Source organism: Glycomyces endophyticus, from assembly GCF_039531525.1.
GTDB classification, from domain to species: domain Bacteria; phylum Actinomycetota; class Actinomycetes; order Mycobacteriales; family Micromonosporaceae; genus Glycomyces; species Glycomyces endophyticus.
In genome coordinates, this window is the sequence record NZ_BAAAQF010000013.1 from 65,726 (window position 1) to 89,493 (window position 23,768).

At 70.8% G+C, this 23,768-nt stretch carries 20 protein-coding genes; 8 read left to right on the top strand and 12 right to left on the bottom strand.

Annotated features, from left to right (window positions below; genetic code table 11):
* Positions 1 to 106 precede the first annotated feature (106 nt).
* A complete protein-coding gene (locus ABD419_RS17130; RefSeq protein ID WP_344488541.1) occupies positions 107 to 1,330 on the bottom strand; it encodes an NADP-dependent isocitrate dehydrogenase in 1,224 nt (407 codons plus the stop codon).
* A 467-nt stretch (positions 1,331 to 1,797) separates the two neighbouring features.
* Between ABD419_RS17130 and ABD419_RS17135 the strand changes: the two genes are divergently transcribed.
* Genes ABD419_RS17135 through ABD419_RS17160 form a run of 6 tightly spaced genes read left to right on the top strand, consistent with a single transcriptional unit; the run spans position 1,798 to position 7,937 of the window.
* Positions 1,798 to 2,898, top strand: a complete 1,101-nt coding sequence (locus ABD419_RS17135) for an ABC transporter permease (RefSeq protein WP_344488544.1) — start codon at positions 1,798 to 1,800, stop codon at positions 2,896 to 2,898.
* On the top strand, positions 2,895 to 3,794 hold the full coding sequence (locus tag ABD419_RS17140) for an ABC transporter permease (protein ID WP_344488547.1): 900 nt from the start codon (positions 2,895 to 2,897) through the stop codon (positions 3,792 to 3,794). Before ABD419_RS17135 ends, ABD419_RS17140 begins: the two co-directional genes overlap by 4 nt.
* A 4-nt stretch (positions 3,795 to 3,798) precedes the next feature.
* On the top strand, positions 3,799 to 4,839 hold the full coding sequence (locus tag ABD419_RS17145; protein ID WP_344488550.1) for an ABC transporter ATP-binding protein: 1,041 nt from the start codon (positions 3,799 to 3,801) through the stop codon (positions 4,837 to 4,839).
* Entirely contained in the window at positions 4,832 to 5,983 is a 1,152-nt protein-coding gene (locus tag ABD419_RS17150) for an ABC transporter ATP-binding protein (protein ID WP_344488553.1), read from the top strand. The genes ABD419_RS17145 and ABD419_RS17150 overlap by 8 nt, the downstream gene beginning before the upstream one ends.
* Positions 5,971 to 6,159 (top strand): hypothetical protein, encoded by a 189-nt coding sequence (locus ABD419_RS17155; RefSeq protein WP_176953316.1) that lies wholly within the window; start codon positions 5,971 to 5,973, stop codon positions 6,157 to 6,159. The genes ABD419_RS17150 and ABD419_RS17155 overlap by 13 nt, the downstream gene beginning before the upstream one ends.
* On the top strand, positions 6,156 to 7,937 hold the full coding sequence (locus tag ABD419_RS17160; RefSeq protein WP_344488558.1) for an ABC transporter substrate-binding protein: 1,782 nt from the start codon (positions 6,156 to 6,158) through the stop codon (positions 7,935 to 7,937). The genes ABD419_RS17155 and ABD419_RS17160 overlap by 4 nt, the downstream gene beginning before the upstream one ends.
* Before the next feature lie 182 nt (positions 7,938 to 8,119).
* Here the strand turns inward: ABD419_RS17160 and ABD419_RS17165 are convergent, their stop codons facing one another.
* The 8 genes from ABD419_RS17165 to ABD419_RS17200 all read right to left on the bottom strand — a co-directional run bounded on the left by ABD419_RS17165 (position 8,120) and on the right by ABD419_RS17200 (position 18,745).
* Entirely contained in the window at positions 8,120 to 8,656 is a 537-nt protein-coding gene (locus ABD419_RS17165) for a hypothetical protein (protein ID WP_344488561.1), read from the bottom strand.
* Positions 8,657 to 9,037: 381 nt separating this feature from the next.
* The gene (gene pknB / locus ABD419_RS17170; RefSeq protein WP_344488563.1) at positions 9,038 to 10,936 is read right to left on the bottom strand and encodes a Stk1 family PASTA domain-containing Ser/Thr kinase; all 1,899 of its coding nucleotides are present in this window, start codon (positions 10,934 to 10,936) and stop codon (positions 9,038 to 9,040) included.
* Positions 10,937 to 11,009: 73 nt separating this feature from the next.
* Complete coding sequence (locus ABD419_RS17175; RefSeq protein ID WP_344488565.1) at positions 11,010 to 12,314, bottom strand: protein kinase domain-containing protein; 1,305 nt, start codon at positions 12,312 to 12,314, stop codon at positions 11,010 to 11,012.
* Positions 12,315 to 12,556: 242 nt separating this feature from the next.
* Positions 12,557 to 14,023, bottom strand: a complete 1,467-nt coding sequence (locus ABD419_RS17180; RefSeq protein WP_344488568.1) for a penicillin-binding transpeptidase domain-containing protein — start codon at positions 14,021 to 14,023, stop codon at positions 12,557 to 12,559.
* Positions 14,020 to 15,897 (bottom strand): FtsW/RodA/SpoVE family cell cycle protein, encoded by a 1,878-nt coding sequence (locus ABD419_RS17185; protein WP_344488571.1) that lies wholly within the window; start codon positions 15,895 to 15,897, stop codon positions 14,020 to 14,022. Before ABD419_RS17185 ends, ABD419_RS17180 begins: the two co-directional genes overlap by 4 nt.
* 93 nt (positions 15,898 to 15,990) lie before the next feature.
* The gene (locus ABD419_RS17190; protein WP_344488573.1) at positions 15,991 to 17,235 is read right to left on the bottom strand and encodes a PP2C family protein-serine/threonine phosphatase; all 1,245 of its coding nucleotides are present in this window, start codon (positions 17,233 to 17,235) and stop codon (positions 15,991 to 15,993) included.
* Positions 17,236 to 17,347: 112 nt separating this feature from the next.
* Positions 17,348 to 17,842 carry an FHA domain-containing protein FhaB/FipA gene (locus ABD419_RS17195; protein ID WP_344488575.1) on the bottom strand — a complete coding sequence of 165 codons (495 nt, stop codon included), beginning with the start codon at positions 17,840 to 17,842 and terminating at the stop codon, positions 17,348 to 17,350.
* Positions 17,843 to 18,031: 189 nt separating this feature from the next.
* Entirely contained in the window at positions 18,032 to 18,745 is a 714-nt protein-coding gene (locus ABD419_RS17200; protein ID WP_091048899.1) for an FHA domain-containing protein, read from the bottom strand.
* Positions 18,746 to 18,971: 226 nt separating this feature from the next.
* Between ABD419_RS17200 and ABD419_RS17205 the strand changes: the two genes are divergently transcribed.
* On the top strand, positions 18,972 to 19,310 hold the full coding sequence (locus tag ABD419_RS17205) for a helix-turn-helix domain-containing protein (protein WP_344488578.1): 339 nt from the start codon (positions 18,972 to 18,974) through the stop codon (positions 19,308 to 19,310).
* A 42-nt stretch (positions 19,311 to 19,352) separates the two neighbouring features.
* On the opposite strand, the gene ABD419_RS17210 is transcribed toward ABD419_RS17205, so the two are convergent.
* Both ABD419_RS17210 and ABD419_RS17215 read right to left on the bottom strand, forming a co-directional pair.
* On the bottom strand, positions 19,353 to 20,408 hold the full coding sequence (locus ABD419_RS17210; RefSeq protein ID WP_344488580.1) for a histidinol-phosphate transaminase: 1,056 nt from the start codon (positions 20,406 to 20,408) through the stop codon (positions 19,353 to 19,355).
* Positions 20,405 to 21,262: an RDD family protein gene (locus tag ABD419_RS17215; protein WP_344488583.1), complete on the bottom strand. Its 858-nt coding sequence runs from the start codon at positions 21,260 to 21,262 to the stop codon at positions 20,405 to 20,407. The genes ABD419_RS17210 and ABD419_RS17215 overlap by 4 nt, the downstream gene beginning before the upstream one ends.
* Before the next feature lie 503 nt (positions 21,263 to 21,765).
* On the opposite strand from ABD419_RS17215, the gene ABD419_RS17220 reads away from it, so the two are divergent.
* Complete coding sequence (locus ABD419_RS17220; RefSeq protein ID WP_344488586.1) at positions 21,766 to 22,566, top strand: DUF4190 domain-containing protein; 801 nt, start codon at positions 21,766 to 21,768, stop codon at positions 22,564 to 22,566.
* 57 nt (positions 22,567 to 22,623) lie between these two features.
* Here ABD419_RS17220 and ABD419_RS17225 read toward each other — a convergent pair whose 3' ends face one another.
* Complete coding sequence (locus tag ABD419_RS17225) at positions 22,624 to 23,742, bottom strand: N-acetylglucosamine-6-phosphate deacetylase (protein WP_344488675.1); 1,119 nt, start codon at positions 23,740 to 23,742, stop codon at positions 22,624 to 22,626.
* Positions 23,743 to 23,768: the final 26 nt, after the last annotated feature.

The window sequence follows — 23,768 nt, forward strand, 5'->3', positions numbered from 1 at the left end:
TGTGCGCTCGCACACGTCGGCCGGGGCCTCCAACTGGGAAGGGGCGGCCACCGCGCAGGCGGTGACCGCACCCTCTACAACGAGTCTGCGACGACCCGGTTACGCCCTACTTCGCCGCGATGGCCTTGGCGAGGTTCTCCGACAGGGTGTCGAGGAACTCGTCGGTGGTCTGCCACGGCTCGTCGCGGCCGATGAGCAGCGACAGGTCCTTGGTCATCTTGCCGCTCTCGACGGTGTCGATGACGACCTTCTCGAGCTCGTTCGCGAACGCGGTGACCTCGGGGGTGCCGTCGAGCTTGCCGCGGTGGGCGAGGCCCCGGGTCCAGGCGAAGATCGAGGCGATCGGGTTGGTCGAGGTCTTCTCGCCGCGCTGGTGGGCGCGGTAGTGGCGGGTGACGGTGCCGTGGGCGGCCTCGGCCTCGACGGTCTTGCCGTCGGGGGTCATGAGCACGGAGGTCATGAGGCCGAGCGAGCCGAAGCCCTGCGCCACGATGTCGGACTGGACGTCGCCGTCGTAGTTCTTGCAGGCCCAGACGTAGCCGCCCTCCCACTTGAGCGCCGCGGCGACCATGTCGTCGATGAGGCGGTGCTCGTAGGTGAGGCCCTTGGCCTCGAAGTCGGCCTTGTAGTCGTTGTCGAAGATCTCCTGGAACACGTCCTTGAACATGCCGTCGTAGGCCTTGAGGATGGTGTTCTTGGTGGACATGTACACCGGGAAGTTCCGCTGCAGGCCGTAGCGGAACGAGGAGTGCGCGAAGTCCTCGATGGACTTGCGGAAGTTGTACATCGAGAGGGCGACGCCGCCGCCCTCCGGGTAGCGGGCGACCTCGAACTCGATCGGCTCGGTGCCGTCGTCCGGGGTGAAGCTGACGGTGAGCGTGCCGGGGCGGTCGACCTTGAAGTCGGTGGCGCGGTACTGGTCGCCGAAGGCGTGGCGGCCGACGACGATCGGCTTGGTCCAGCCGGGGACCAGGCGCGGCACGTTGCTCATGATGATGGGCTCGCGGAAGATGGTGCCGCCGAGGATGTTGCGGATGGTGCCGTTCGGCGAGCGCCACATCTTCTTGAGGCCGAACTCCTCGACCCGGGCCTCGTCGGGGGTGATGGTCGCGCACTTGACGCCGACGTGGTGCTCGGCGATCGCGTTGGCGGCGTCGACGGTGACCTGGTCGTCGGTGGCGTCGCGGTGCTCGATCGAGAGGTCGTAGTAGTGCAGGTCCACGTCCAGGTAGGGGTGGATCAGCTCGTCCTTGATCTTGCTCCAGATGATGCGGGTCATCTCGTCGCCGTCGATCTCGACGACGGGGTTCGCGACCTTGATCTTCGCCATGGGTTTCGGCACCTCTCCTTGCGCTTCGCCGCGCGTGGTCGGGACGGGGAGCGGACTGCTCCTAACAGTACGAGCGTACTGGACTGGTGCGGAGAGCCGTCGTCCGCCCGGCGAGTCGTTGGTCACGGCCGCCCCGGGGACCGGCCGCTCGGCGGACCGGGAATCGGCCGAACGGGCCTATCGCCCCACCCCCGGGCCCGGTATCGGACCGCGCGGGCCGAACGGCCCGTTCGCAGCGTCGCGAACCGGCTACCGTCGGACGGCACCCGCCGGATGAGACCTGGGAAAACGTTCCCTGAAGTTCAACGTAACGATTCCGTCTCAAGGCTGGCGTGCGCCGGGTCACGACAGGTAGGTTCGTTAACTAGAAACAATCTTTCCAATTTGTTTCGGGATCCGAGACCTCTCCGCGGCGAAGCCCTGCGAGCCGCGGACGAGCCACGACCACGCACGAAGGAGTGCCCCAGGTGACCGCACCTACCGCACCCCCGCCGCGAACCTCCGCGGCGGTCGGTACGCCGCCCCCCGCCGCGCGTTCCTCCCTGCTCCGCCGCGTGTGGACCTCCTACGCCTTCCGCCGCGTCTGCCAGTCCGTGTTCGTGATCTGGCTGGTCGCGACGATCACCTTCCTGCTCATGCACCTGATGCCCGGCGACCCGATCGAGATCATGGCCGGGCGCCTCAACAGCGCGGGCATGAGCCACGACCAGGCGATGGCCACGGCGGCGAACATCATCTCCTACGACCCGAACGCGAACGTGTGGGTCCAGTACCTCGAGTTCATGCGGGGCCTGGTCACCTTCGACCTCGGGAACTCCCTCACCAACCCCTCCAAGACCGTGTTCGAGCACGTCATGGAGTACCTGCCGTGGACGCTGTTCGCCGTCGGCGCCGGCGTGGTCCTCGCGGTCGTCGTCGGCCTGTCGGTCGGCATGGCCATGGCCTACCGCCGCGGCTCCTGGTTCGACCACGCGATGACCTCCGTCGGGTCCTTCCTCACCGGCGTCCCGAACTACATCCTCATCGCCGCGGTCATCGTCGTCGGCTACACGATGCTCGGAGTCCTGCCCTTCCTCGACATGCGCGGGCGGATCACCGCCGGCGTCGAGCCCGGCTTCGACTTCGTCTTCTTCGGCGACGCGATCTTCCACGCGATCCTGCCGATCATCGCCTTCGCGTTCACCGCCACCGGCTCCTTCATGCTCAACATGAAGGCCGCCACCACCGAGGTCCTCACCGAGGACTACGTGACCGTGGCGCAGGCCCGCGGCCTCAAGGCCGGGCGCATCAGCCGCAGCTACGTGGGCCGCAACGCGATGCTGCCGATCATCCCCCAGATCGCGCTCCAGCTCGGCACCCTCGTCGGCGGCTCGATCGTCATCGAGCAGATCCTCCAGTACCCCGGCGCCGGCCAGATGCTCATGGAGGCCATCTCCAACCGCGACTACCCCGTCGTGCAGGCCGCCGTCATCATCCTCGCCACCTCGGTGGTCATCGCCAGCCTCATCGTGGACCTGTTCCTCGTCAGGATCGACCCCCGCATCAAGTCCGAAGGGCAGGACGCGTGACCGCTCTCGACGCCGCCATCGCCAAGCCGCGCAAGCAGTTCGGAGAGACCTTCTTCGGCCGCCTGTGGATCGGCCTGACCCGCTCCCCCGCCGGGTTCGCCGGGACGGTCCTCGTCCTCGCGATCGTGCTGTTCTCCTTCGTCGGCCCGCTCCTGGTGAACCAGGACAACCCCACCGACACCACGCAGATCTGGACCTCGCCGTCCGCCGAGCACTGGCTCGGGACGCAGTACGAGGGCAAGGACACCTTCACGATCCTGGTGAACTCCGGCGCGCAGCCGATCTGGGTCGGCACGCTCGCGGCCCTCATGGCGACCTTCGTCGCCGTCGCCCTCGGGTCGATCGCCGGGTACTTCCGCGGCCGCATCGACGCGGTGCTGCTCCAGCTCACCGACGTCACCGTCACGATCCCGCAGTTCCTCCTCATGCTCGCGGTCGTCGCGTTCTTCGAGGACATCCCGCCGTGGGGCATCTCGATCGTGGTCGGCTCCACCATGTGGGCCTTCCTGTTCCGCTCCATCCGGGCGCAGGTCATGTCCCTCAAGGAGCGCGAGTTCGTCGAGGCCGCGCGGCTCCAGAACCTCGGCGCCGCCCGCATCGTCTTCCGCGAGATCCTGCCGAACATGGCCGGGTTCATCTTCGTGAACTTCGTGATCTCGGTGAACCAGGCCATCTACGCGATCGTCGGCCTCTACGTCCTCGGCCTCATGCCCTCGGGCACGCCGAACTGGGGCCTGATGATCCACCAGTCCTGGGGCCAGAACTTCTACCTCAACCCGGTCGCCCTGCCGTTCGTCGTCGCGCCGCTGATCATGATCGTGCTCTTCACGATCGGGCTCGTGACGATGGGCCGCGGCCTCGACCAGGCCCTCAACCCGCGCCTCCGGGAAAGGTGAGACCATGACCGACCCGATTCTCAGCGTCCGCGACCTCGCGATCGCGTACCGGACCGGCCGCAAGGAGTCCGTGACCGCCGTCAGCGGCGTCGACCTCGACCTGTACGAGGGCCAGTCGCTCGCCCTCGTCGGCGAGTCCGGCTGCGGGAAGACCACGCTCGGCCTCGGCCTGCTGCGGCTCCTGCCCGGCCTGGGCGAGATCACCTCCGGCTCCCTCACCTACCGGCTCAAGGACGGGCGGCGCGCCGACCTCCTCACGATGAAGAAGGAGCAGCTGCGCCGCTTCCGCTGGAACGAGGCCGCCATGGTCTTCCAGGGCGCGATGAACGCCTTCAACCCGGTCATCCGCATCGTCGACCACTTCGCCGACACCCTCCGGGACCACTCGGACGGCAGGAAGTGGTCGAAGGCCGCCGTCGAGGCCCGCGCCGGGGAGCTGCTGGAGACCGTCCGGCTCGACCCCGACCGCGTCCTCCAGTCGTACCCGCACGAGCTCTCCGGCGGCATGAAGCAGCGCGCCCTCATCGCGCTCGCCATCGCCCTCGACCCGCAGGTCCTCGTCCTCGACGAGCCGACCACCGCGCTCGACCTGCTCACGCAGCGCTCGATCGTGCAGCAGCTCCACGAGCTGCGCAAGAAGTTCGGGTTCACGATGGTGTTCATCACCCACGACCTCGGCCTCGCCGCCGAGCTCGCCGACCGCGTCGCCACCATGTACGCCGGGCGGATCATCGAGACCGGCTCCGCGCGCGACATCTTCTACGAGCCCAAGCACCCGTACACGGCCGGGCTCATCAACGCCGTCATGCCCGTCAAGGGCGCGCGGCCCGCCCTGGAGTCGATCCCCGGCTACCCGCCGAGCCTCAAGGCGATGCCCGACGGCTGCGCGTTCAACCCGCGCTGCGCCTTCGCGACCGCCGAGTGCGGGCAGGACCGCGTCCCGCTGGAACTGCTCACCGACCGGCCCCTGGCGATGCACCACTCGGTCGCCTGCCTCCACCACGACCAGGTCCGCCTCCAGCGCAAGGAGAACGCCAATGTCTGACGCGCCCCTGCTGAAGCTCCGCGGCCTGGAGCAGGTCTTCGACACCAAGAAGGGCCCGGTCGCCGCCGTCGGCGGCGTCGACCTGGAGGTCAAGGCCGGCAAGGTCCTCTGCCTCGTCGGCGAGTCCGGCTGCGGCAAGACCACGACCGCCCGCGCGGCCGCCGGCATCACCCGGCCCACCGCCGGCGCCGTCGAGTTCCGCGGCAAGTCGCTCACCGAGATGGGCGCCGCCGAGAAGACCGCCTACCGCCGGGCCGTGCAGTACATCCACCAGGACCCGTACGCCGCGCTCAACCCGACCCGCACGGTCGCCTCGACCCTCACCGCGGGCCTGAAGCGCCACGGCCTGGTCAAGAGCCGCACCGAGGCCCGGGCGAAGGCCGCCGAGCTGCTCCAGCTCGTCAACCTCACCCCGCCCGAGTCCTACCTCGACTCGTACCCGCACCAGCTCTCCGGCGGCCAGCGCCAGCGCGTCAACGTGGCCCGCTCGCTCGCCATGAACCCGGAGCTGCTCATCTGCGACGAGTCGACGTCGATGCTCGACGTCTCGATCCGCGTGAGCCTGCTCAACACCCTCGGGCGGCTCCGCGACGACCTCGACGTGGCGTTCCTGTTCATCACCCACGACCTCGCCGTCGCGAAGTACTTCGCGTGGGACGGCGAGATCGCGGTCATGTACCTCGGGAAGGTCGTCGAGCACGGCCCCACGCCCGAGGTCATCGGGAACCCCCAGCACCCGTACACGAAGGCGCTCATCGGCGCCGTGTGCGAGCCGGACCCGGACCTCGCGAAGGCCAACCAGTCCGCCGAGCAGCTGCGCTCGGCCGAGATCCCGTCCCTCACCGCTCTTCCCGCCGGCTGCGCCTTCCACCCCCGGTGCCCCGCATTCGAACCGGGCCTGTGCGACGCGGCCGAACCGGGCCTCGACCGCACGGGTGCGAACGGCAACGGCGCCGCCGGCGGCCGCCGCGTCGCCTGCCACATCGTGGCGCGCGACCAGCGGCGCGACGCGGTCCGGAGCGCGGCCGACGGCCGCGACGACCGGACGCTCACCCTCGACGCCGTTCCCGGTTCGCGGCGTCCCGCCTCCACGGGGGCGACCGAAGATCCACACAAGTCACCGGGAGCGGCATGGTCGGCCTGATCGCCCGCGCGGGGCTGGCGTTCGGGGTCCTCTTGACCCTGGCCGCCGGGCTCCTCCTGCTCCTCCTGCCCAGCGGAACCGCGGAGTCCTCGGTCAGCGCGCTGACCGTCGGACTCGGGGTGTTCCTCATCCTCATTACCTCTATCGCCCTCTACATCGAAAGGAAACGGCGATGACCTCTCAGCGATTCGAGATCAGCCGACGCAACCTCATGCAGGCGGTCGGCCTCGGAGCCGGCGCCGTTGCGACCACCTCCGTCCTCGGCGCGTGCCAGGCCGACAGCGGCGAAGGCGACGGCGCCAGCGGCAAGTTCGTGTACGTGTACCCGTTCGACATCTCCGTCGAGCACTACAACGCGGCCCTGAACACCGGTGTGCTGCTGACGGCCGCTCCCGTCGCCGAGCTCTTCATCCCTCGCGCCGCGATCCTGAACTGGGACACGCAGGAGTGGGTGCCGCAGCTCGCCGAGTCCGTGACGCTGGACGGCACGACCCTCACCATCAAGCTGCGCTCGGGCATCAAGTGGACCGACGGCTCCGACGTCCTCGCCAAGGACGTGGCCGGGACGATCTACCTGCAGAAGCTGAACGCCGCGCAGGGCACCATCGGCTGGGACCAGCTCCAGTCCGCGGTCGCCGACGACGACACCACCGTCACGGTCACCTACACCGAGGCGTTCACGGGCGTCGAGCACGGCGCGCTCAAGGCGCAGGTCCTCCCCTACTCGCGCTACGGCGCGTGGATGGACGAGGCCCAGGGCCTGGTCGAGGCCGGCGAGGTCCAGGGCGGACCGGGCCAGGTGGCCCTGGCCGAGAAGATCGCGGCGGAGGACTTCCTCGACGAGGAGTTCATCTCCTGCGGCGCGTACAAGTTCGAGCAGATCGGCGAGACCGTCATCACCCTGTCGGTCCACGAGGACGGCCTCTTCGCCGACCAGGTGAAGTTCGAGACCATCGAGGTCCAGAAGGGCGACAACGCCGCTTCGGTGCAGTTCCTGCTGTCCTCCGCGGTGGACTACTCCACCCAGGTGCTCGGCGCGACCGACCGCTCCACGATCGCCGGCGTCGAGGGCCTCAAGGAGATCTCGACCCCCGGTTACGACGGTGTCGGCCTCATGCTCAACGAGGGCCGGTTCCCCGAGTTCGCGGACGCCCGGGTCCGCAAGGCGTTCATGTACGTCTTCGACACCGAGGTCATCGGCGAGATCGCCAAGGGCGCGGGCGGCTACTACGTCCCCTCGACCTACTCGGGTCTTCCCGACCCGCACGCCGAGGGCCTGTTCGACGACGTCGAGCTGGAGTTCTACGCGACCGACCACGCCAAGGCGGAGGCGCTGCTGACCGAGGCCGGCTGGGCGAAGGAGTCCGACGGCTGGCACAAGGCCGACGGCTCGCTCGCCGAGTACACCATCATCGGCGTCGAGGGCTGGACCGACTTCTCGCTCACCGGCGAGCAGGCGGCGTCGCAGCTGACCGAGTTCGGCCTGAACGTGGCCTACGAGAACGTCCCGGCCGACAACCCGTGGGGCATCTGGGGCGCGGGCGAGTTCGACATCGCCGTGCGCCAGTGGGCGAACCCGTTCGTGCCCTACGTGTACGGCTCCTGGCAGATGGCCTGGTTCACGGACAACTCGCAGACCACCGACGCGCCGGGCATGGGCCTGGCCACCGCCGAGGTCGAGACGACCTCGCTCGGCACGGTCAACGTGGACGACCTGTACCTGGCCTCGCAGAAGGGCACCCCGGAGGAGCAGGCCGAGGCGAACAAGACGCTCGGCATCGTCTTCAACGAGACCCTGCCGCGCCTGCCGTTGTTCCTGAACCAGCGCGTCTCCTACGCCATCGACGGCGAGCGCGTGAAGTCGATCGACGCGGGCGACTACGAGCTCAACGACATCTACTTCGACAACCCCGTCATGGTCCGCATCCTCGAGGGCGGCATCGAGCCCGCGTAGGGGACCGTGACCCGCTCCCGGAGACGCTGCTCGCTCCGGGAGCAGGACTCGGCGGCGGGGCCTCCACAGGGGCCCTGCCGCTGCCGCGCGACACCGAGGCGGGTTGAGCGCGGCGAGAGAAGCGAAGGGCCCCGGCCTCACGGCCGGGGCCCTTCCGCGTGCCCGGTGCCTCTCGCGGCCCGTCAGGCGACTGCGAGGTTGAGGGCCTCCCGGTCGGCTTCGGGCAGGCGGTTCTGCAAGCGCCGAGCGCGGAGGGTCGCGTCGGCGACCTCGCAGACCCGGGCGACCTCGACTCCTTCAGGAGACATCGCCGCCAGGCCGTGCTGCACGAGCCACATGGTGACCTCCGCCCACGAGTACAGGCTCACCCGCGGCCGCGGCACCCGCGGGGCGGGGAAGTCGCCGGGCCCGCGCCTGCCGGTGGCCCAGTGGTCGACGGCGGAGAGGGTCCGGTCAGTGCGGTTCGCGATCTCAGTGAGCGTCACGTAGTCCTCGGTGACGCCGAGGAGCTCCACTCCGGCCATGCGGCCCTCTCTGATGGCGGACACGACGGCCTGGAGTGCCGAGGGCGCCTCGCGGGAGAAGGTCCCCCAGCCCTCGCCACCGGTGTCGGGGTCGAAGGCGACCAGGGCGTCGCCCCAACCGGCCTCGTACAGCGCATCGATGACCTGCTCGCCCGGCGGGGCGGTGAAGTGCAATTCGAACTCGTAGATCGTCACTGTTTCATGCTCCCTTCTACTGGTCCGCTTCCGTGCCATGCGGACATTCGGCCGCGTCCCTCAACAGCAGCTTGGCGAAGTCCTCTGGCGACCTCGGCGTCGACCAGATCGATCGCGGCGGCCGGCAACCCGAGCCGCCGCCAGGACAGAAGGCCCGGCCCCATGCGTGTCCTCCCGAAGCCTTGATCTTCCAGCCCTTCGCCTCCATGTACTCGATCGCCGCGCGGATGTGCTTGTTGGGATGTCTCGGCATGTACAGATAACACTACAGAAATTTGGGCCAAGTCGGTAGCGACGCGCGGTGGGCTCAGGTTCGAGACTCAGCTCACGCGACAGGGGCCCGGTGCCACCGCACCGAGCCCCTGTCAGGAGTTCGTCAACCTACGTGTCGTCGCAGGTCGGGTCGATCGGGTTGCAGGACTCGCCGTCGGTGGTGGTCTCGTCGCCGCCTCCGCCGCCGTCGTCCGCGGCGGGGACGATGGTGATGGCCGAGCCGGGGGCGACCGCGGTGCCGCTGGTGAGGTCGCCGTCGGGACCGGCCACGCTCTCGATGGTCTCGAGCGTCGTGTCGCCTTCGATCGTGGCGACGAGCCCGGCGGCGTTCAGCGTGTCCATGAGGGCCTGCGGCGTGGTCGAGGCGTCCCAGGTGACCGACACGCCCTTGGCGGTGATGGTGACCGTGGCGCCGTCCTGCTCGGTGGAGCCGTCCTGCGGGTTCTGCTCGTAGACGGCGCCGATGGTGGAACCGCCGTTGCCGTACACGAGCTCGTAGGTGAAGCCTTCGCCCTCAAGGGTGGAGATCGCCAGGTCGGTGGTCATGCCGACGACGTTCGGGACGGTGGCCTCGCCGCCTTCGGAGACGGTGAGCGTCACCGTGGTGCCGGGCGGGACCATCTCACCGCCGGCCGGGTCCTGCTCCAGGACGGTGCCGGGCTCCTCGGTGCTGGGGACGTTGTTGACCTCGACGACCAGAAGGTCCTCGGTGAGCGTGGCCTCCGCGTCTTCGACCTTCTCGCCGAGCACGTCGGTGACCTCGACGTCGTCGGGCTGGACGAGCACGGTGATCTCGATGGTCGAGCCCTCGTCGACCTCCTGCTCGGCGCCGGGACTCTGGTCGATGACGTTCCCGAGGGCGGAGTCGTCGGCCGTCTCGGCCTTCTGCTCGACGACCTCGACCTCGAACCCGTCGGCGGTGAGCGTCTCCGTCGCCGCCTCCTGGGTCTGGCCTATCACCAGCGGCACCGGCACCAGGGCCGTCTCGTTCATGGCCCGCATGATGCCCCAGGCGGCCGCGGAGACCGCGACGAGCGCCAGGACCACCCCCAGGGCGATGAGCCACGGGCGGCGCTTGCCGGAGGACGTGGGGAGCTGGCGGATCGGCGCGGTGGCGTCGGGGTCGATGATCGCGGTCCGGTCGGCGGGGCCCATGACCGCGGGGGCCATGACGTCCTGGCCGCGGGCGGCGCGGATGAGGTCCTCGCGCATCTCGGCGGCCGAGTGGTACCGGTGCTCGGGGTTCTTCGAGAGGGCCTTCATGACGACGGCGTCGACCGAGGGCGGGACGTTCGGGTTGAGCTCCGAAGGCGGCCGGGCCTCCTCGCGCACGTGCTGGTAGGCGACGGACACGGGGTTGTCGCCGGTGAACGGCGGGTGCCCGACGAGGAGCTCGTAGAGGACGCAGCCGACGGCGTACACGTCGGAGCGGGCGTCGACGGTCTCGCCGCGCGCCTGCTCCGGGGAGAGGTACTGCGCGGTGCCGATGACGGCGCTGGTCTGGGTCATGGTGGCCTGGTTGGAGGCGAGGGCCCGGGCGATGCCGAAGTCCATGACCTTGACCTGGTTGGTGTCCGAGAGCATCACGTTGCCGGGCTTGACGTCCCGGTGGATGATGTGGTGCTTGTGGCTGAAGTCGAGCGCCGAGCACATGTCGGCGACGACCTCGCACGCCGCGGTGTACTCGAAGCGGCCCTCGGCGATGAGGACCTCTTTGAGGGTGCGGCCGTTGACGTATTCCATCACCATGTAGGGGATGCCCATGTCCTCGCCGGTGTCGAACACGGCGACGATGTTGGGGTGGTTGAGCGAGGCGGAGTTCTGGGCCTCGCGCTGGAAGCGGATGAGGAACGACTCGTCCCGAGAGAGGTCGGCCCGCAGCAGCTTCACCGCCACGTCGCGGCCGAGTCGCAGGTCGCGGCCGCGGTGGACTTCAGCCATCCCCCCGTAGCCGACGACCTCGCCGATCTCGTATCTGCCGCCGAGCAGGCGGGGCTCTGTCGTCATCGCGTCTTACGTCCTCGTGTTCCGTTCATCGCGGATTGATTCTAGTGGCAGCGCCAGGCCGGGAAGCCCGCTATCAGTCGTTGCAGTCGGCCCCGGGGAGGCACTCCCCGACACCGCCGCCCCCGCCGTCGGTGGGGCCGTCGGCGGTGGTCCTCGGGTCGTCGGGCGTGGACTCCTCTTCGGTGCCCTGGTCGGTGGTGCCCTCCTCGTCATCCTCGCTGGACTCGGAGGTGGTGACGCCGTCGGTGGGGTCCTCGCCGCCGCCGTTCGGGTCGTCGTTCCCGTTCATCGACAGGATCAGCCACACCATACCGCCCACCAGGACCAGGGCCGCCAGGCCCACGATCGCCCCGAGCAGCGCCTTGTTCGGTCCGGGCTTGGCCGCCCCGGTCCCGGGCGGGGTGCCGAGGTCGATGCGGGCCGGGCTGGGCGGGCCGCCGTGCGGCGGGTACTGCTCGGCGACGCCCGCGGGCGGGCCGCCCATGGCGACGACGCCGGCGCGCTGGGGCAGGGCCCCGAGCGGCGGCATCACGGAGGTGGCGGGGGGCGCGTCGACGGCGGTGAGCGCGACGGCGGCCATCTCGGCGCCGGTGGCGAACCGGCGGTGCGGGTCCTTGGTCATGGCGCGCTCGACGAACGCGCGCACGCCCGGGGGGATCTCCTGCGGCAGCGGCGGCGCGGGCGTCCGCACGTGGTGCAGGGCGAGCTCGATGGGGTTCTCGGCCTGGAACGGCCGGTGCCCGGTGAGGCCGTGGAAGGCCACGACGCCGAGCGAGTACATGTCGGAGGCGGGGAGCACGCCGGTGCCCTCGGCCTGCTCGGGGGCGATGTAGGAGGCGGTGCCCATGACGGCGCCGGTCTGGGTGAGGTCGCCGGAGGCGCCGGAGCGGGCGATGCCGAAGTCGGTGAGGACGGCGCGGCCGTCGCGGTCGCGCACCAGGATGTTCCCGGGCTTGATGTCGCGGTGGATGACGCCGTGCACGTGGGCGTGGTGCAGGGCCTCGGCCGTGGCCGCGATGATCGGCATGAGCTCGCGGGCGTCGATGCGCCCGCGCTCGGCGATGAGGTCGGCGAGGGACTTGCCCTCGACGAACTCCATGACGAGGTAGGCGGTGGTCTCGCCGCTGGGCAGGTCGGCGTTCCCGAAGTCGTGGACGTTGACGATGTGGGGGTGGGTGAGCGCGGCGACGGTCTTCGCCTCGGCGGTGAACCGCTGGGTGAAGCCCGGCTCGCTCAGCAGGGACGGCAGCATGGCCTTGACGGCCACGGTGCGCTCGAGGACGGTGTCCTCGGCCCTCCAGACCTCGCCCATGCCGCCCACGGCAATGCGCTCGCGCAGCCGATAGCGCTGCCCGAGGAGCATTTCGGGGCTCAACACGGCGTCTCCTCATTTCTTTCGGCGGCCCAGTTCAGGGCGGGTCCGATCCGGGGGGACCGACGCTTCAGTCTACTGGTCGGACGCCCGGCACCTGGGCTCCCGTTATCGCGATGCCGTCGAACCGTCTCCGAAGATCCACGTCCCGGCGGCCCCTTCGGTTGCCGTTCCCGGCGATCTCGGGGAAACCGTGTCACGCTCGCGTCTTCCTAACGCTCCGTTGCCGTGCGGGTGCGGCCGCGGCCTCATTCGCCGCCGCCCTCGAGCACCTGCTCCATGAGCGTCCCGGAGATGTCGGCGGCCTCGGCGGAGGCGCCGGAGCCGTACGAGTCGAGGAACACGGCCACCGCGACGGCGGGCTCGCCGTCCTCGTTCATCGCCCAGCCGTGGAACCAGCCGTGGTCGGGCAGGACGTTGTCGCTGGAGTCGGAGTGCTCGGCGGTGCCGGTCTTGCCGCCGACGGTGTACCCGTCGACCGCGGCGTTGCCACCGGTGCCGTCGGTGACGACGGCCTCCATGATCGTGCGCAGCTCCTCGGCGGTGTCGCCGTCGATGACGCGGCCCGCGGAGTCCTCGCCGCCGTTCTGGACGGTCTCGCCCGCGGAGTCGGTCAGCCGGTCGACGAGCTGCGGCTCCATGCGCTCGCCGTCGTTGGCGATGGTGGCGGCGATGATCGCGTTCTGGAGCACGGTCTCCTGCACGTCCTGCTGGCCGATGCACGCCTGGGCGCGGAAGGCGTCCTCGGACAGGTCGCCGGTCCCGGAGGGCTGGGTGTACAGCGGGGTCTCGAACGCCTCGCCGAACCCGAAGTTCTCGGCCATCTCCTTGATCTGGTCGGCGGTGAGCTCCTCGACGCACAGCCGCGCGAACGTGGTGTTGCAGGACTTCGCGAACGCCTCTTCGAGGGTGTACTCCTCGTTCGGGCACTGGTCGGAGGAGTTGGTGATCTCGTGGTCGGTGTTGGGGGCGTTGTAGCCGTTCCCGGCCGGGACCATGGTGTCCGCGGTCGCGCCCGTGTACTCGATGAGCGCGGCGGCGACGACGGTCTTGAACGTCGACCCGGGCGGGTAGAAGGTCGAGCGGGTGCGGTCGACGCCGGGCTCGTCCTCGTCGTCGTTGAGCGCGGCCCACGCCGTCGTGGCGGTGTCGCCGTCGTTGGAGGACACGTCGGTCGGGTTCCAGCCCGGGAACGAGGCCTGGGCGAGGATGCGGCCGGTCTGCGGGTCGATGACGACCGCGCCGCCCTTGACGCCGGAGTCGGCGAGGGCGTCGTACGCGGTCCGCTGCAGGTCGGCGTCGATGGTGGTGACGACGTTCCCGCCGGGCTTCTGGTCCTTCTTCACCGTGGCCCAGAAGTCGTCGAACGCCAGGAGCGAGCTGGTGCCGTTCAGGATCGAGTTCTCGGCCTCCTCCATCGCGGAGGACCCGTAGTTGAACGACTTGAAGCCGGTGATGTTCCCGAAGTAGTCGCCCTCGGGGTACTCGCGCTCGTAGACGTAGAAGTCGCCGTCGGTCTCCACCGACTGGGCGATGACGGTGTCGCCGGCGAGGATCTGCCCGCGCGGCACCGAGTACTCGGCGATGAGGGTCCGCGAGTCGGCGATGAGGTCGTAGTCGTCGTGGTGGAAGAAGCTCACCCACGTGGACTGGGCGATGAGCGCGGCCAGCAGGATCAGCGCGATGACGCCGGTGCGTCGCAGGGCAGGGTTCATCGGTCGCCCTCCTTCGAGTCGGTTCGGGGATCGAACGCCGAGGGCGGCGGCGGGGGCGGGGTCTGGGGGGCCGGACGGGTCGCCGGGCCCTGCGGCCCGCCGTGGTTCGGGTTCGGCGGGGGCGGCGACTGCGGCCGGTACGGCTGCGTCGGGCCCGCGGGCGGCGGGGACTGGGGGCCGGTCGGGGGCGGCGAGAACGGGCCGCCGGTCGGCGGCGACGGCGGGGCGGACGTCGGGCCCTGGCGGGTCGGGGAGACCACGTCCTCCTCCATGGTGCCCGTGGGTCCGGGCGTGCCGGGGAGGTGGCCGGGGATGATGAGCTCGGTCGGCTGGTCGCCGCCGGGGATCGGGCCGGAGTCCATGACGCCGGCGAGCTCGCCCTTCGCGGCCTCCTCGGCGGCGCGCCTGGCGGCCTGCTCGGCGAGGAACTCCGGCGGGGCCTCGGTCTTCATGAGGCCGTAGGAGGCCTGCCAGGGCTTGCGGGCGTCGTCGGAGACGCGTACCAGGAGCCCGATGAGCAGCCACGAGCCGACGAGCGAGGAGCCGCCCGCGGCCAGGAACGTCGTGGTCTGGCCGGTCATCGGGATGAGCCCGGTGACGCCGCCGAACACCACGAACAGCTGGAACGCGACCAGGAACGCCAGGCCGCCGGCCATGAGCTTCCCGAACAGGTCCCGCGACATGATGCCGGTCTTGAAGCCGCGCTCCACGAGGATCGCGTACAGCAGCAGGATCGCGATGAGCCCGATCAGGCCCACCTCCTCGCCGATCGCGGCGAGGATGAAGTCGGACTCGGAGGCGGGGATGAGGTTCGGGTTGCCCGAGCCGGGGCCGTTCCCGAGCAGGCCGCCGGAGTTCATGGCGACCAGGCCCTGCACCAGCTGCCACGACGTGCCGGTCTCGAAGACCTTCGTCTGGTCCCACGGGTCGAGCCAGATGTCCACGCGCACTTGCAGGTGGGAGAAGAACGGGAAGATCGCGACGCAGCCGCCGAAGAACATGGTGAGGCCGATGACGATCCACGAGGCCCGGCGCGTCGCCATGTACAGCATCGAGAGGAAGATCGCGAACAGCAGCAGCGAGGTGCCGAGGTCGCGCTCGAAGATGAGCATGAGCAGGCTCGCGGCCCACACGATCACGATGGGGCCCAGGTCCTTCATGCGCGGCAGCTGGAGCCCGAGGATCTTCTTCCCCGCCACCGACAGCATGTCGCGCTTGCGCACCAGGTACACCGCGAAGAAGATCAGCAGCATCAGCTTCGCGAACTCGCTGGGCTGCACCGAGAACGACCCGAAGCGGATCCAGTTCTTGGAGCCGCCCGACTCCGAGATCGAGGCCGGCAGGAAGCCCGGCAGCGCCGCGAGCGCGATGCCCGCGAACAGGAGGATGTAGGCGTAGCCGCGGAGCATCCGGTGGTTGCGCACCACCGCGAGCAGCACCGTCATGAGCACGACCGCGGCCATGTAGTACATGAGCTGGCGCCCGCCCTGGCCGCCGAAGATCCCCGCCGACTCGGGCAGCGGGTCGTCGGTCAGGGCCGTGCGGTCGATGCGGCGGATGTACACGATGCCGATGCCGGTCAGGAACGCCGCGATCGGCACGAACAGCGGATCGGCGTACGGCGCCAGGAACTTCACCGAGGCCCACGCGCACATCGACACGATGAAGATGGTGATCGGCAGCATGTAGGTGACCGTGGTGGTCCGCTGGGACAGCGCCATGTCGATCGTGAGCTGGAAGCAGAAGACGCCGATCCCGCCCATGACGAGCATGGTGATCTCGCGGCCGATGCGCTTGGGCATGCCCGACAGCGGGGTGAGCGGCGTCTCGGACGGTGCCGCCGCCCGGGCTGTCGCCGACATGGGCTGGGCCATCGGGTTCCCCTCGATCTGCGTGTTCTAGGGCGCCTTCGCGCTCGGCCCCCGCGCACTCGGGGGTCGGACGCTGTGAGCGTACAACGGTGACGCTCAGTCGTCGCGGCAGTCCTTTGAAGCCGTAGGCACGGCCTCAGTGTCCGAAACGGAGCACAGCTCGTCCAGGTTCCCGTTGGTGGAGGCCGGATCGATGAGCGCCTCGAACTCGGCCTCGGCGTCCGCGCGCCCGTCGGTCTCGATGCCGGCCTTCAGGTCCGCCTCGACCTCGTCGGTCGCCTCGGACGCGGGACGGTCCGACTCGGTCTCCAGCCAGGCCGCGCGCAGCCCGGCCACCTCAAAAGGGAGGCCCCGGTAGAGGCTGATGTTGCCCGCGTCGGAGACCCCGATGAAGTACTGCGTGCGCGCCCAGTAGGCGCCCGCGCCGGCCGCCAGGACCAGCACGATGAGGCAGGACAGCACCGTCCGCCACACCCGCCCGCGCTTCTTCTTCTTCGGCTGCTTCGGCTCCTCGCCGGCATCGCCGCCGTCGGCCCGCAGGTCGACCGTCGCGTCGTCGCCGGGCGCCCCGTCCTCCTCGCGCACGGCCCGCAGCACCGCCGTGTCGGACTCGGCCAGGCGCTGGTCGGCGGCCGCGCCGCCGATGATCTGCCGCTGCTCCCCCGGGTACTCCTCGACGACGTCCGCGATCAGCACGGTCACGTTGTCGGGCGCACCCGCGTCCAGGGCCTGCTGCACCAGCGTCTCGGCGGCCTCCTGCGGCGTCGCCGCCGTCTGCAGGGTCCGCGCGATGTCGGCGTCCGAGACCGGGCCCGACAGGCCGTCGGAGCACAGCAGCAGCCGGTCCCCGGCCACGCCCTTGATCGTCTGGAACGCCGGCTCGACCTCGGAGGCCCCCAGGGCCCGCAGCAGCAGCGACCGCTGCGGATGCCGCTCCGCCTCCTCGGCGGTGATCCGGCCCTCGTCCACGAGCATCTGCACGTACGTGTCGTCGACCGTGACCTGCTCGAACCCGCCCTCGCGCATCCGGTAGGCCCGCGAGTCCCCGATGTGCACCAGGTTGAACCACTCGCCGTCGAACCACAGGGCCGTGAGCGTCGTGCCCATGCCCTCCTTCTGCGGGTCGTCGGCCACGCAGCGGCGGATCGCGCGGTTGGCGTCGGCGACGGCGTCGGCGAGCTCGTCCACGACCGAGTCGGCGGGCGGGGGGACGTCCAGCCGGGCCACGGTGTTGATGACGATCGCCGAGGCCAGGTCGCCGGCGGCCATGCCGCCCATGCCGTCGGCCACGGCGATGAAGTGGGCCCCGGCGAACACCGAGTCCTGATTGCCTTGCCTCACCACACCGCGGTCGGAGACGGCCGCGTAACGCAGGTGCAAACTCATGTATCAACCGCCGTAGCGCGGGGCACGCCCGCAGATCGATGCCGACATCGCCGCGTCACACTCGGGCTCACGGACGCAGTTCGAAAGAGGAGCGCCCGATCCGGATGGGCACCCCGAGCGGGACCGGCGTGGGTCTGGTGACTCTAGCGCGCCCCAGGTACGTGCCGTTCGTGGAGCCCAGGTCCTCGACCATCCACTGCCCGTCCATGGGCACGACCCGGGCGTGCCGGTTCGACGCGAAGTCGTCCCGGATGACGATCGTGGAGTCCGCCGCGCGCCCGATCGAGATGGGCTGGCCCGACAGCACGAACCGGCGGCCCTGGAGCTCGCCGGTGGTCACGACCAGCCACTGCGCGGCGTGCGCGCCGCCCTGCTGAGGGCGGGCGCCGCCCCGGTTGCCCGGCGCCGGCGGCGCCGACACCGGCCCCGCGGCCGGGCCGGCCGCGGCGGGGCGCCGCTGCGCCAGGAGGTCGCGGGTGATCGTCCTGGCCACCGCGAAGACGAACAGCCACAGCAGCACCAGGAAACCGAACCGGGCGACGGTCTGGACTATCTCAGGCATGCGGCGCTCCCAAGCGGATGAACGAACGGTCACGAACACGGTAGCCCACGTGCGCGCGCCCGAGAAGCCGAGATCCCGAACCCGCCCGGTCATCCCACCGCTACCCATAAGGGGCCGTACGGGATCGAGCTCCGCATACGACGGCGCCCCGACCCTGGCGGGTCGGGGCGTGCCGAGACTCGTGCGGGACTAGCCGGCCTGGAGGGTCAGCGAGGTCGTCCCGATCTGGATCACGTCGCCGGGCTGCATCGACACGGTCGCGATCCGCTGGCCGTTGACCAGCGTCCCGTTCGTCGAGCCCAGGTCCGTCACCGACACCTGCCGGCCGTCGAAGTCGATGCGCACGTGGCGCCGGGAGATCCCCACGTCGGGGAGGCGGATCTGCGCCTGCTCGCCGCGGCCGATCACCGTGGCGCCGTGCGCCACCGAGAACTGCCGGCCGTCGGCCGTCACCAGCACCGGACCCGTGGGGGCCTGCGGGTGCGCGGGACCGTAACCGCCGCCGGACACCGGCTGGTCGACGCCCTCGTTCAGGGCCGCGACCTCGGCCGTCACACGGAACATGCCCGTGTCCAGGCCCTCGCCGCGCTCGATCTCGACGATGACGTCGCCGTACACCGTCCAGCCGTTCTCGCCGATGAACTCGGCCTGCGACTGGGCCAGCTCCTGCGCCAGCGCCGCCGCGTACGGCGCGAGCCGGTCGTGGTCGGGCGGCGAGAGGTCGATGACGTATCGGTTCGGCACCAGCACGCGGCCGCCGGCGAGGACCGCCTTGTGGGTCTCCGCCTCGCGCTGCATGGCGCTGGCGATCTCGACCGGGTGCACAACGCCCTTGAACATCTTGTTGAAGGTGCCCTCGAACAGGCCCTCCAGTTGTTTTTCCAAGCGTTGCAGAACGCTCACCGGTTCTCCCCTCCTCGTCTGGCGTCGCAGGGACGCGCTACGCGTCGACTTCCGATGGTATCGGCTGGCTTCACACGACGGCGAGGGGTTGAGACGCAACCGCCTCCCGAGTCGCTTTCATATCGTCTGATCGGGTGAGCACCGTGTCGGCCGGTAGTACCGAATGTCGGTCAGGTCAGGCGGGGCCAGGTGGCGGACCCGGCCCGAGGCGCGTATGGTGACGCGGGTGACAGATCGCGACTTCAGCTCATTCGTCCGGGACGTGCGCAAACGCGCGCACGTCTCGTTCCGCGAGCTCTCCGACTCCGCCGGGGTCTCGAACCCCTACCTCCAGGGCGAGCGCGGCGTGCGCCGCCCCAGCGGCGCGGTCCTCCGCCAGCTCGCGCTGGCGCTGCGGATGACCACCCCGATCATGTACCTCCGCGCCTCCGTCGGCAGCGGCGAGGACGGCTCGGCGACGCCGCTGGCGATCGCGACCGACCGCGACCTCACGCCCCGCCAGAAGCAGACCCTCACCGAGATGTACGAGGCCTTCTGCGACCAGAACGAGCGCTCCGTCAAGTAGCCGGCTCCGGGCGCCGGTGGGGCGCCCGGACTTCCGCACCGGTCAGGCCGCGAACGACCGCAGGGCCTCCAGGACCGCGTCGTTCTCCTCCGGCAGGCCGATCGTCACCCTGACGCCGTCGCCCGCGAAGGGCCGCACCAGGATTCCCAGCTTCTCGCAGTGCGAGGCGAACTCGACCGCGCGCGCCCCGAGGGGGAGCCAGAAGAAGTTCGCCTGCGTCTGCGGCACCTCCGGCAGCACGTCCCGGGCCGCCTCGACGACCCGCTTGCGCTCGGAGGTCACCAGGGCGACGCGGCGGCGCATCTCGTCCTCGGCGGCGAGGGCCGCGAGGGCGGCCGCCTGGCCGGGTCCGTTGACCGCGAAGGGGATCACGCACCGGCGCACCGCGTCGGCGACCTCCGGCCGCGCGACCATGTAGCCGATGCGCAGGCCCGCGAGGCCCCACGCCTTCGAGAAGGTCCGGAACACGACCGCGTTCGGCCGGTCCCCGTACCGCTCGACGCCGTCCGGCAGGGACGGGTCGGTCACGAACTCCCGGTACGCCTCGTCGATGACGACGAGCACCGACTCGGGGACCGCGTCGAAGACCCGGTCGATCTCGTCGGCGGTGAGCGCGGGCCCGGTCGGGTTGTTGGGGCTGCACAGGATCACCGCGCGCGTGTTCGGCCCGACGGCCGCGATCATCGCGTCGACGTCGTGCCCGTGCTCGGGCGTGTTGGGGACCTGGACCGACCGCAGCCCGGCGACGGTGGCCGCGATGGGGTAGGCCTCGAAGGACCGCCAGGAGTAGACGACCTCGCCGCCGGGGCTGGACACGGCCTGGAGGAGGTGGCCGATGAGGGCCACCGACCCGGTGCCGGTCGCGATCCGCCCGGCGTCGACGCCGAGGCGGGCCGCGAGCTCGTCGCGCAGCCGCGCCACGCCCATGTCGGGGTAGCGGTGCACGTCGGCGGCCGCGGCGGCGATCGCGTCGGCGACCCCCGGGAGCGGCCCGTAGGGCACCTCGTTACTGGAGAGTTTGAGCGCCTGGGGCAGCGCCTTCCCGGGGACGTAGCGGGGGATCGCCGCGAGGTCGTCGCGGATCGGCTCGGTCGTCATCGCACTGGCTCCTTGTGGGGTCCCGCCTCCACGACGGCCGTTCCCGGCGACTTGTCGTGGAGGCACTGGCGGAAGGGTTGGTCTCGGGTGCACCATATCCCGTCCATGATCCAGAGGATCGCGCCGAACGGGAAGCACAGGAGCGGCAGGGCGGCGTAGGACCAGCGCAGCAGGAGCCGGCCCCAGCCGAGGGAGGCGGGGGCGAGCGAGACGACCTTGATGCCCATGAGGCGCTTGCCGAGGGTCTGCCCGGAGTTGAGGGTGGCGGGGACCTCGTACGCGAACCAGAGGCCGAGCGAGATGAGCAGGACGACCCACCACTGGTCGGAGGCGCGCGCGGGGAGCTGGATGTCGTTGGGGTCGTCGGCGACGGCCATCTCCAGCACGTACGGCCAGACCGTCTGCATGAACTGGTAGACGAAGTAGCCGTTGACGACGACGTTGAGGAGCAGGAGGGCGACGGTGTCGACGATGCGCGCGACGAACCGCTGCCCGGGGTGGGCGAGCACGCGGCCCTCGAGGATGCGGTCGACGTCGGGCCGGGAGATCCAGCCGACGGTGACGCCGAGGGACCGGATCGGGACCGAGCCGGGCGGCTGGACCGCGCCGGGGGTCCGCTGGATCACCTTCGGCGGCGGGCCGGCGCCGAAGCGCGGGTCCGGCGGGAGCTCCTGGACGTTGGCGTCCTGAGTAGAGGGTGGAACCGGCTCGGGTTCGGGGTCGAGCGGCTCGGGTTCGGCGGGCGGCTCGGCTCCCGCGGGGATCGGCTTCCCGACCCAGGCGGAGCCGTCCCAGTAGCGCTGGGTGGACGGGTCGGCGGGGTCGGCGTACCAGCCGGCTTCGATCGTGGTCATCGTGGCCCATTCTTGCAGCCGCGGCCCGAGGTTCCCAGTCAGTTCGGACACAGGGTCCCCGGAGAGGGCTTCAGGAAGGGGCGGAACCGCTTGGCGGGCATACGACACGGCCCAGTCGGTCAATCGCCTCGACTGGGCCGCTCGAACTAGCTGCACTTCCGACCGAGTTACCAAGCGTGAAGTCTTGTTAGCGGCGCCCTGCTCCTAGGTGCTGGGCCCGCTGTGCCTCCCGACGGCTCAGGTCGCACGTGGGTGCTCGGCGGCGGTGCACGAATCCTTCCGATCTCTGGAGACCGTGTCCCCGGGAAGTCCTTCCGGATCCGTAACTCATTTCTACTCGTCTACTGACGGGTAGTAAACCCCTAACTCCAAAAAATCCGAACGGAGTTCTCGAATCGGCGGCGGCCCCGGCCGGTTCCCCTGATTCGGCACACGCCCCGTGGGGATTGGGTTACCTTGCGGGGCATCGGCGCCGCGAGCGCATCCGAGCCGAGGAGGGCACCATGACGACCTACCCGCCGGCCCCCGGGCCGCCCGAGCCCGAGCGGCCGGAGGACGACGGGCCCGCCTGGAGCCCGAACGCCGACGGCGCCCCGCAGGGGGAGCCCGGGAACGCGCCCTTCAGCGGCAACGACGACGGGACCCCGGGCGGCTACGGCGAGGGCCCGCCGGTCGGCGGCGCCCCCGGGGGGACGCCCGGCCAGTACGGCGGCGCCGCGCCCGACACCACACCGCACGACTTCTCCCGGCCCGAGCAGGCGCCGGGCGCCGATCCGGGGAGCGGGTACTCCCGGCCCGAGGCCGGCGCCGCGCCGGAGGGCAACCCGGACGGCTTCACCGACACCGGCGAGGGCGCGCCCCGCTCGGTGCCCGAGTCGCCGTCGCCGGGGGCCGTCCCGCCCGCGCCGCCGCTCCCGCCGCCCCCGGGCGCCGGGTACAGCCCGTACGCGGGCGGCGGGGCCGTCCCGCCGCCGCCCCCTCCCCCGCCGCAGTACAACGCCGACGGGCCGCTCTACGGGCAGCAGGCGCGCAACGGGCTCGGCAAGGCCGCCCTGGTGCTGGGCATCATCGCGGTGGCGCTCTCGTTCATCCCCGGGCTCAACGCGTTCAGCTGGCCGCTCGGCGTCCTCGCGATCGTGTTCGGCGCGATCGGGTGGTCGCGGGCGAACAAGGGCCAGGCCACGAACAAGCCGTTCGCGATCACCGGGCTCGTGCTCGGCATCGTCTCGTTCTTCACGTTCTGCCTGATCTACGTGCTCATCGGCGCGGGCAGCTCGACCATGTACGACACCGCGCCGATGTAGGCGCGGACGCGGAGCGGGGCCGGGGCTCGTCGCCCCGGCCCCGCTCCGCGTCGCGGGTCAGACCTGGAGCCAGGCGCCGCGGCGCATGACCGAGACCAGGTTGAGGTCGTCGTCGAGGACCACGGCGTCGGCGTACTTCCCGGCCTCGATCGCCCCGACCTCGCGCAGCCCCAGCAGCTCCGCGGGGGTCGCCGAGGCCATCTGCGAGGCGGCCTCGACGGACTGCCCGGCGAGGCGCACGGCGTTGCGGAACGCGTCCAGGAGCGTGATCGTGGAGCCGGCGATGACGTCGGTCCCGGCCACGGTCGCCACCCCGTCCTCGACCTCGACCTCGTGGCGGCCGAGCACGTAGTGCCCGTCCGAGAGGCCGGCGGCGTCCATCGCGTCGGAGACGAGGAGCGTCCACGCCGGGAGCGAGAGGTCGAACGCGAACCGCATCGTCCCGGGGTGCAGGTGCACCGGGTCGGCGACGACCTCGGAGAAGATCCGCTCGTCGTTCATGAGCGCGGGGATCGGCCCGGGGTCGCGGTGGTTGAAGGCCCGCATGGCGTTGAACAGGTGCGTGGCGGCCTGCGCGCCCGCGTCGATCCCGGCCATCGTCTCCTCGTAGGAGGCGGCGGTGTGCCCGATCGCGGGCACGACGCCCTGGCCGTCGAGGAACTCGATGGCCTCCAGGGCCCCGGTGAGCTCGGGGGCGATGGTGACCATCTTGACGGCGCCGGTCCCGTCGGCGAGGCGCCCGGCCTCGATGAGCTCGGTGAGCTCCCCGATGTCGGGGTCGCGCAGGACCTCCTTGGCGTGGGCGCCGCACTTGGCGGCCGAGATGTAGGGCCCCTCGAAGTGGACGCCGGCGATGACGCCCTCGGCGGTCAGCGGCGCGAGGGCCTTGGTCGCGTCGAGCAGGAACTCGCGGGTCTGCGAGACCAGGGAGGCGACGATGGTCGTCGTCCCGCGCGAGGCGTGGAACGCCGCGGCCGCGCGGGCCGAGTCCGGGTCGCCGTTCGCGAGGGAGAACCCGCCGCCGCCGTGGCAGTGGGCGTCGACGAAGCCGGGGAGGACCCACCCGGTGGGCTCGCCGTCCCGCTCCAGGACCCCTTCGAAGCGGTCGCCGTCGACGATGAGGGTCCCGTTGACGATCCCGTCGGGGGTGACGATCCGGCCCACGGCCGGGAGCATGACGCCGTCCACCGGCGCTCCTTCCA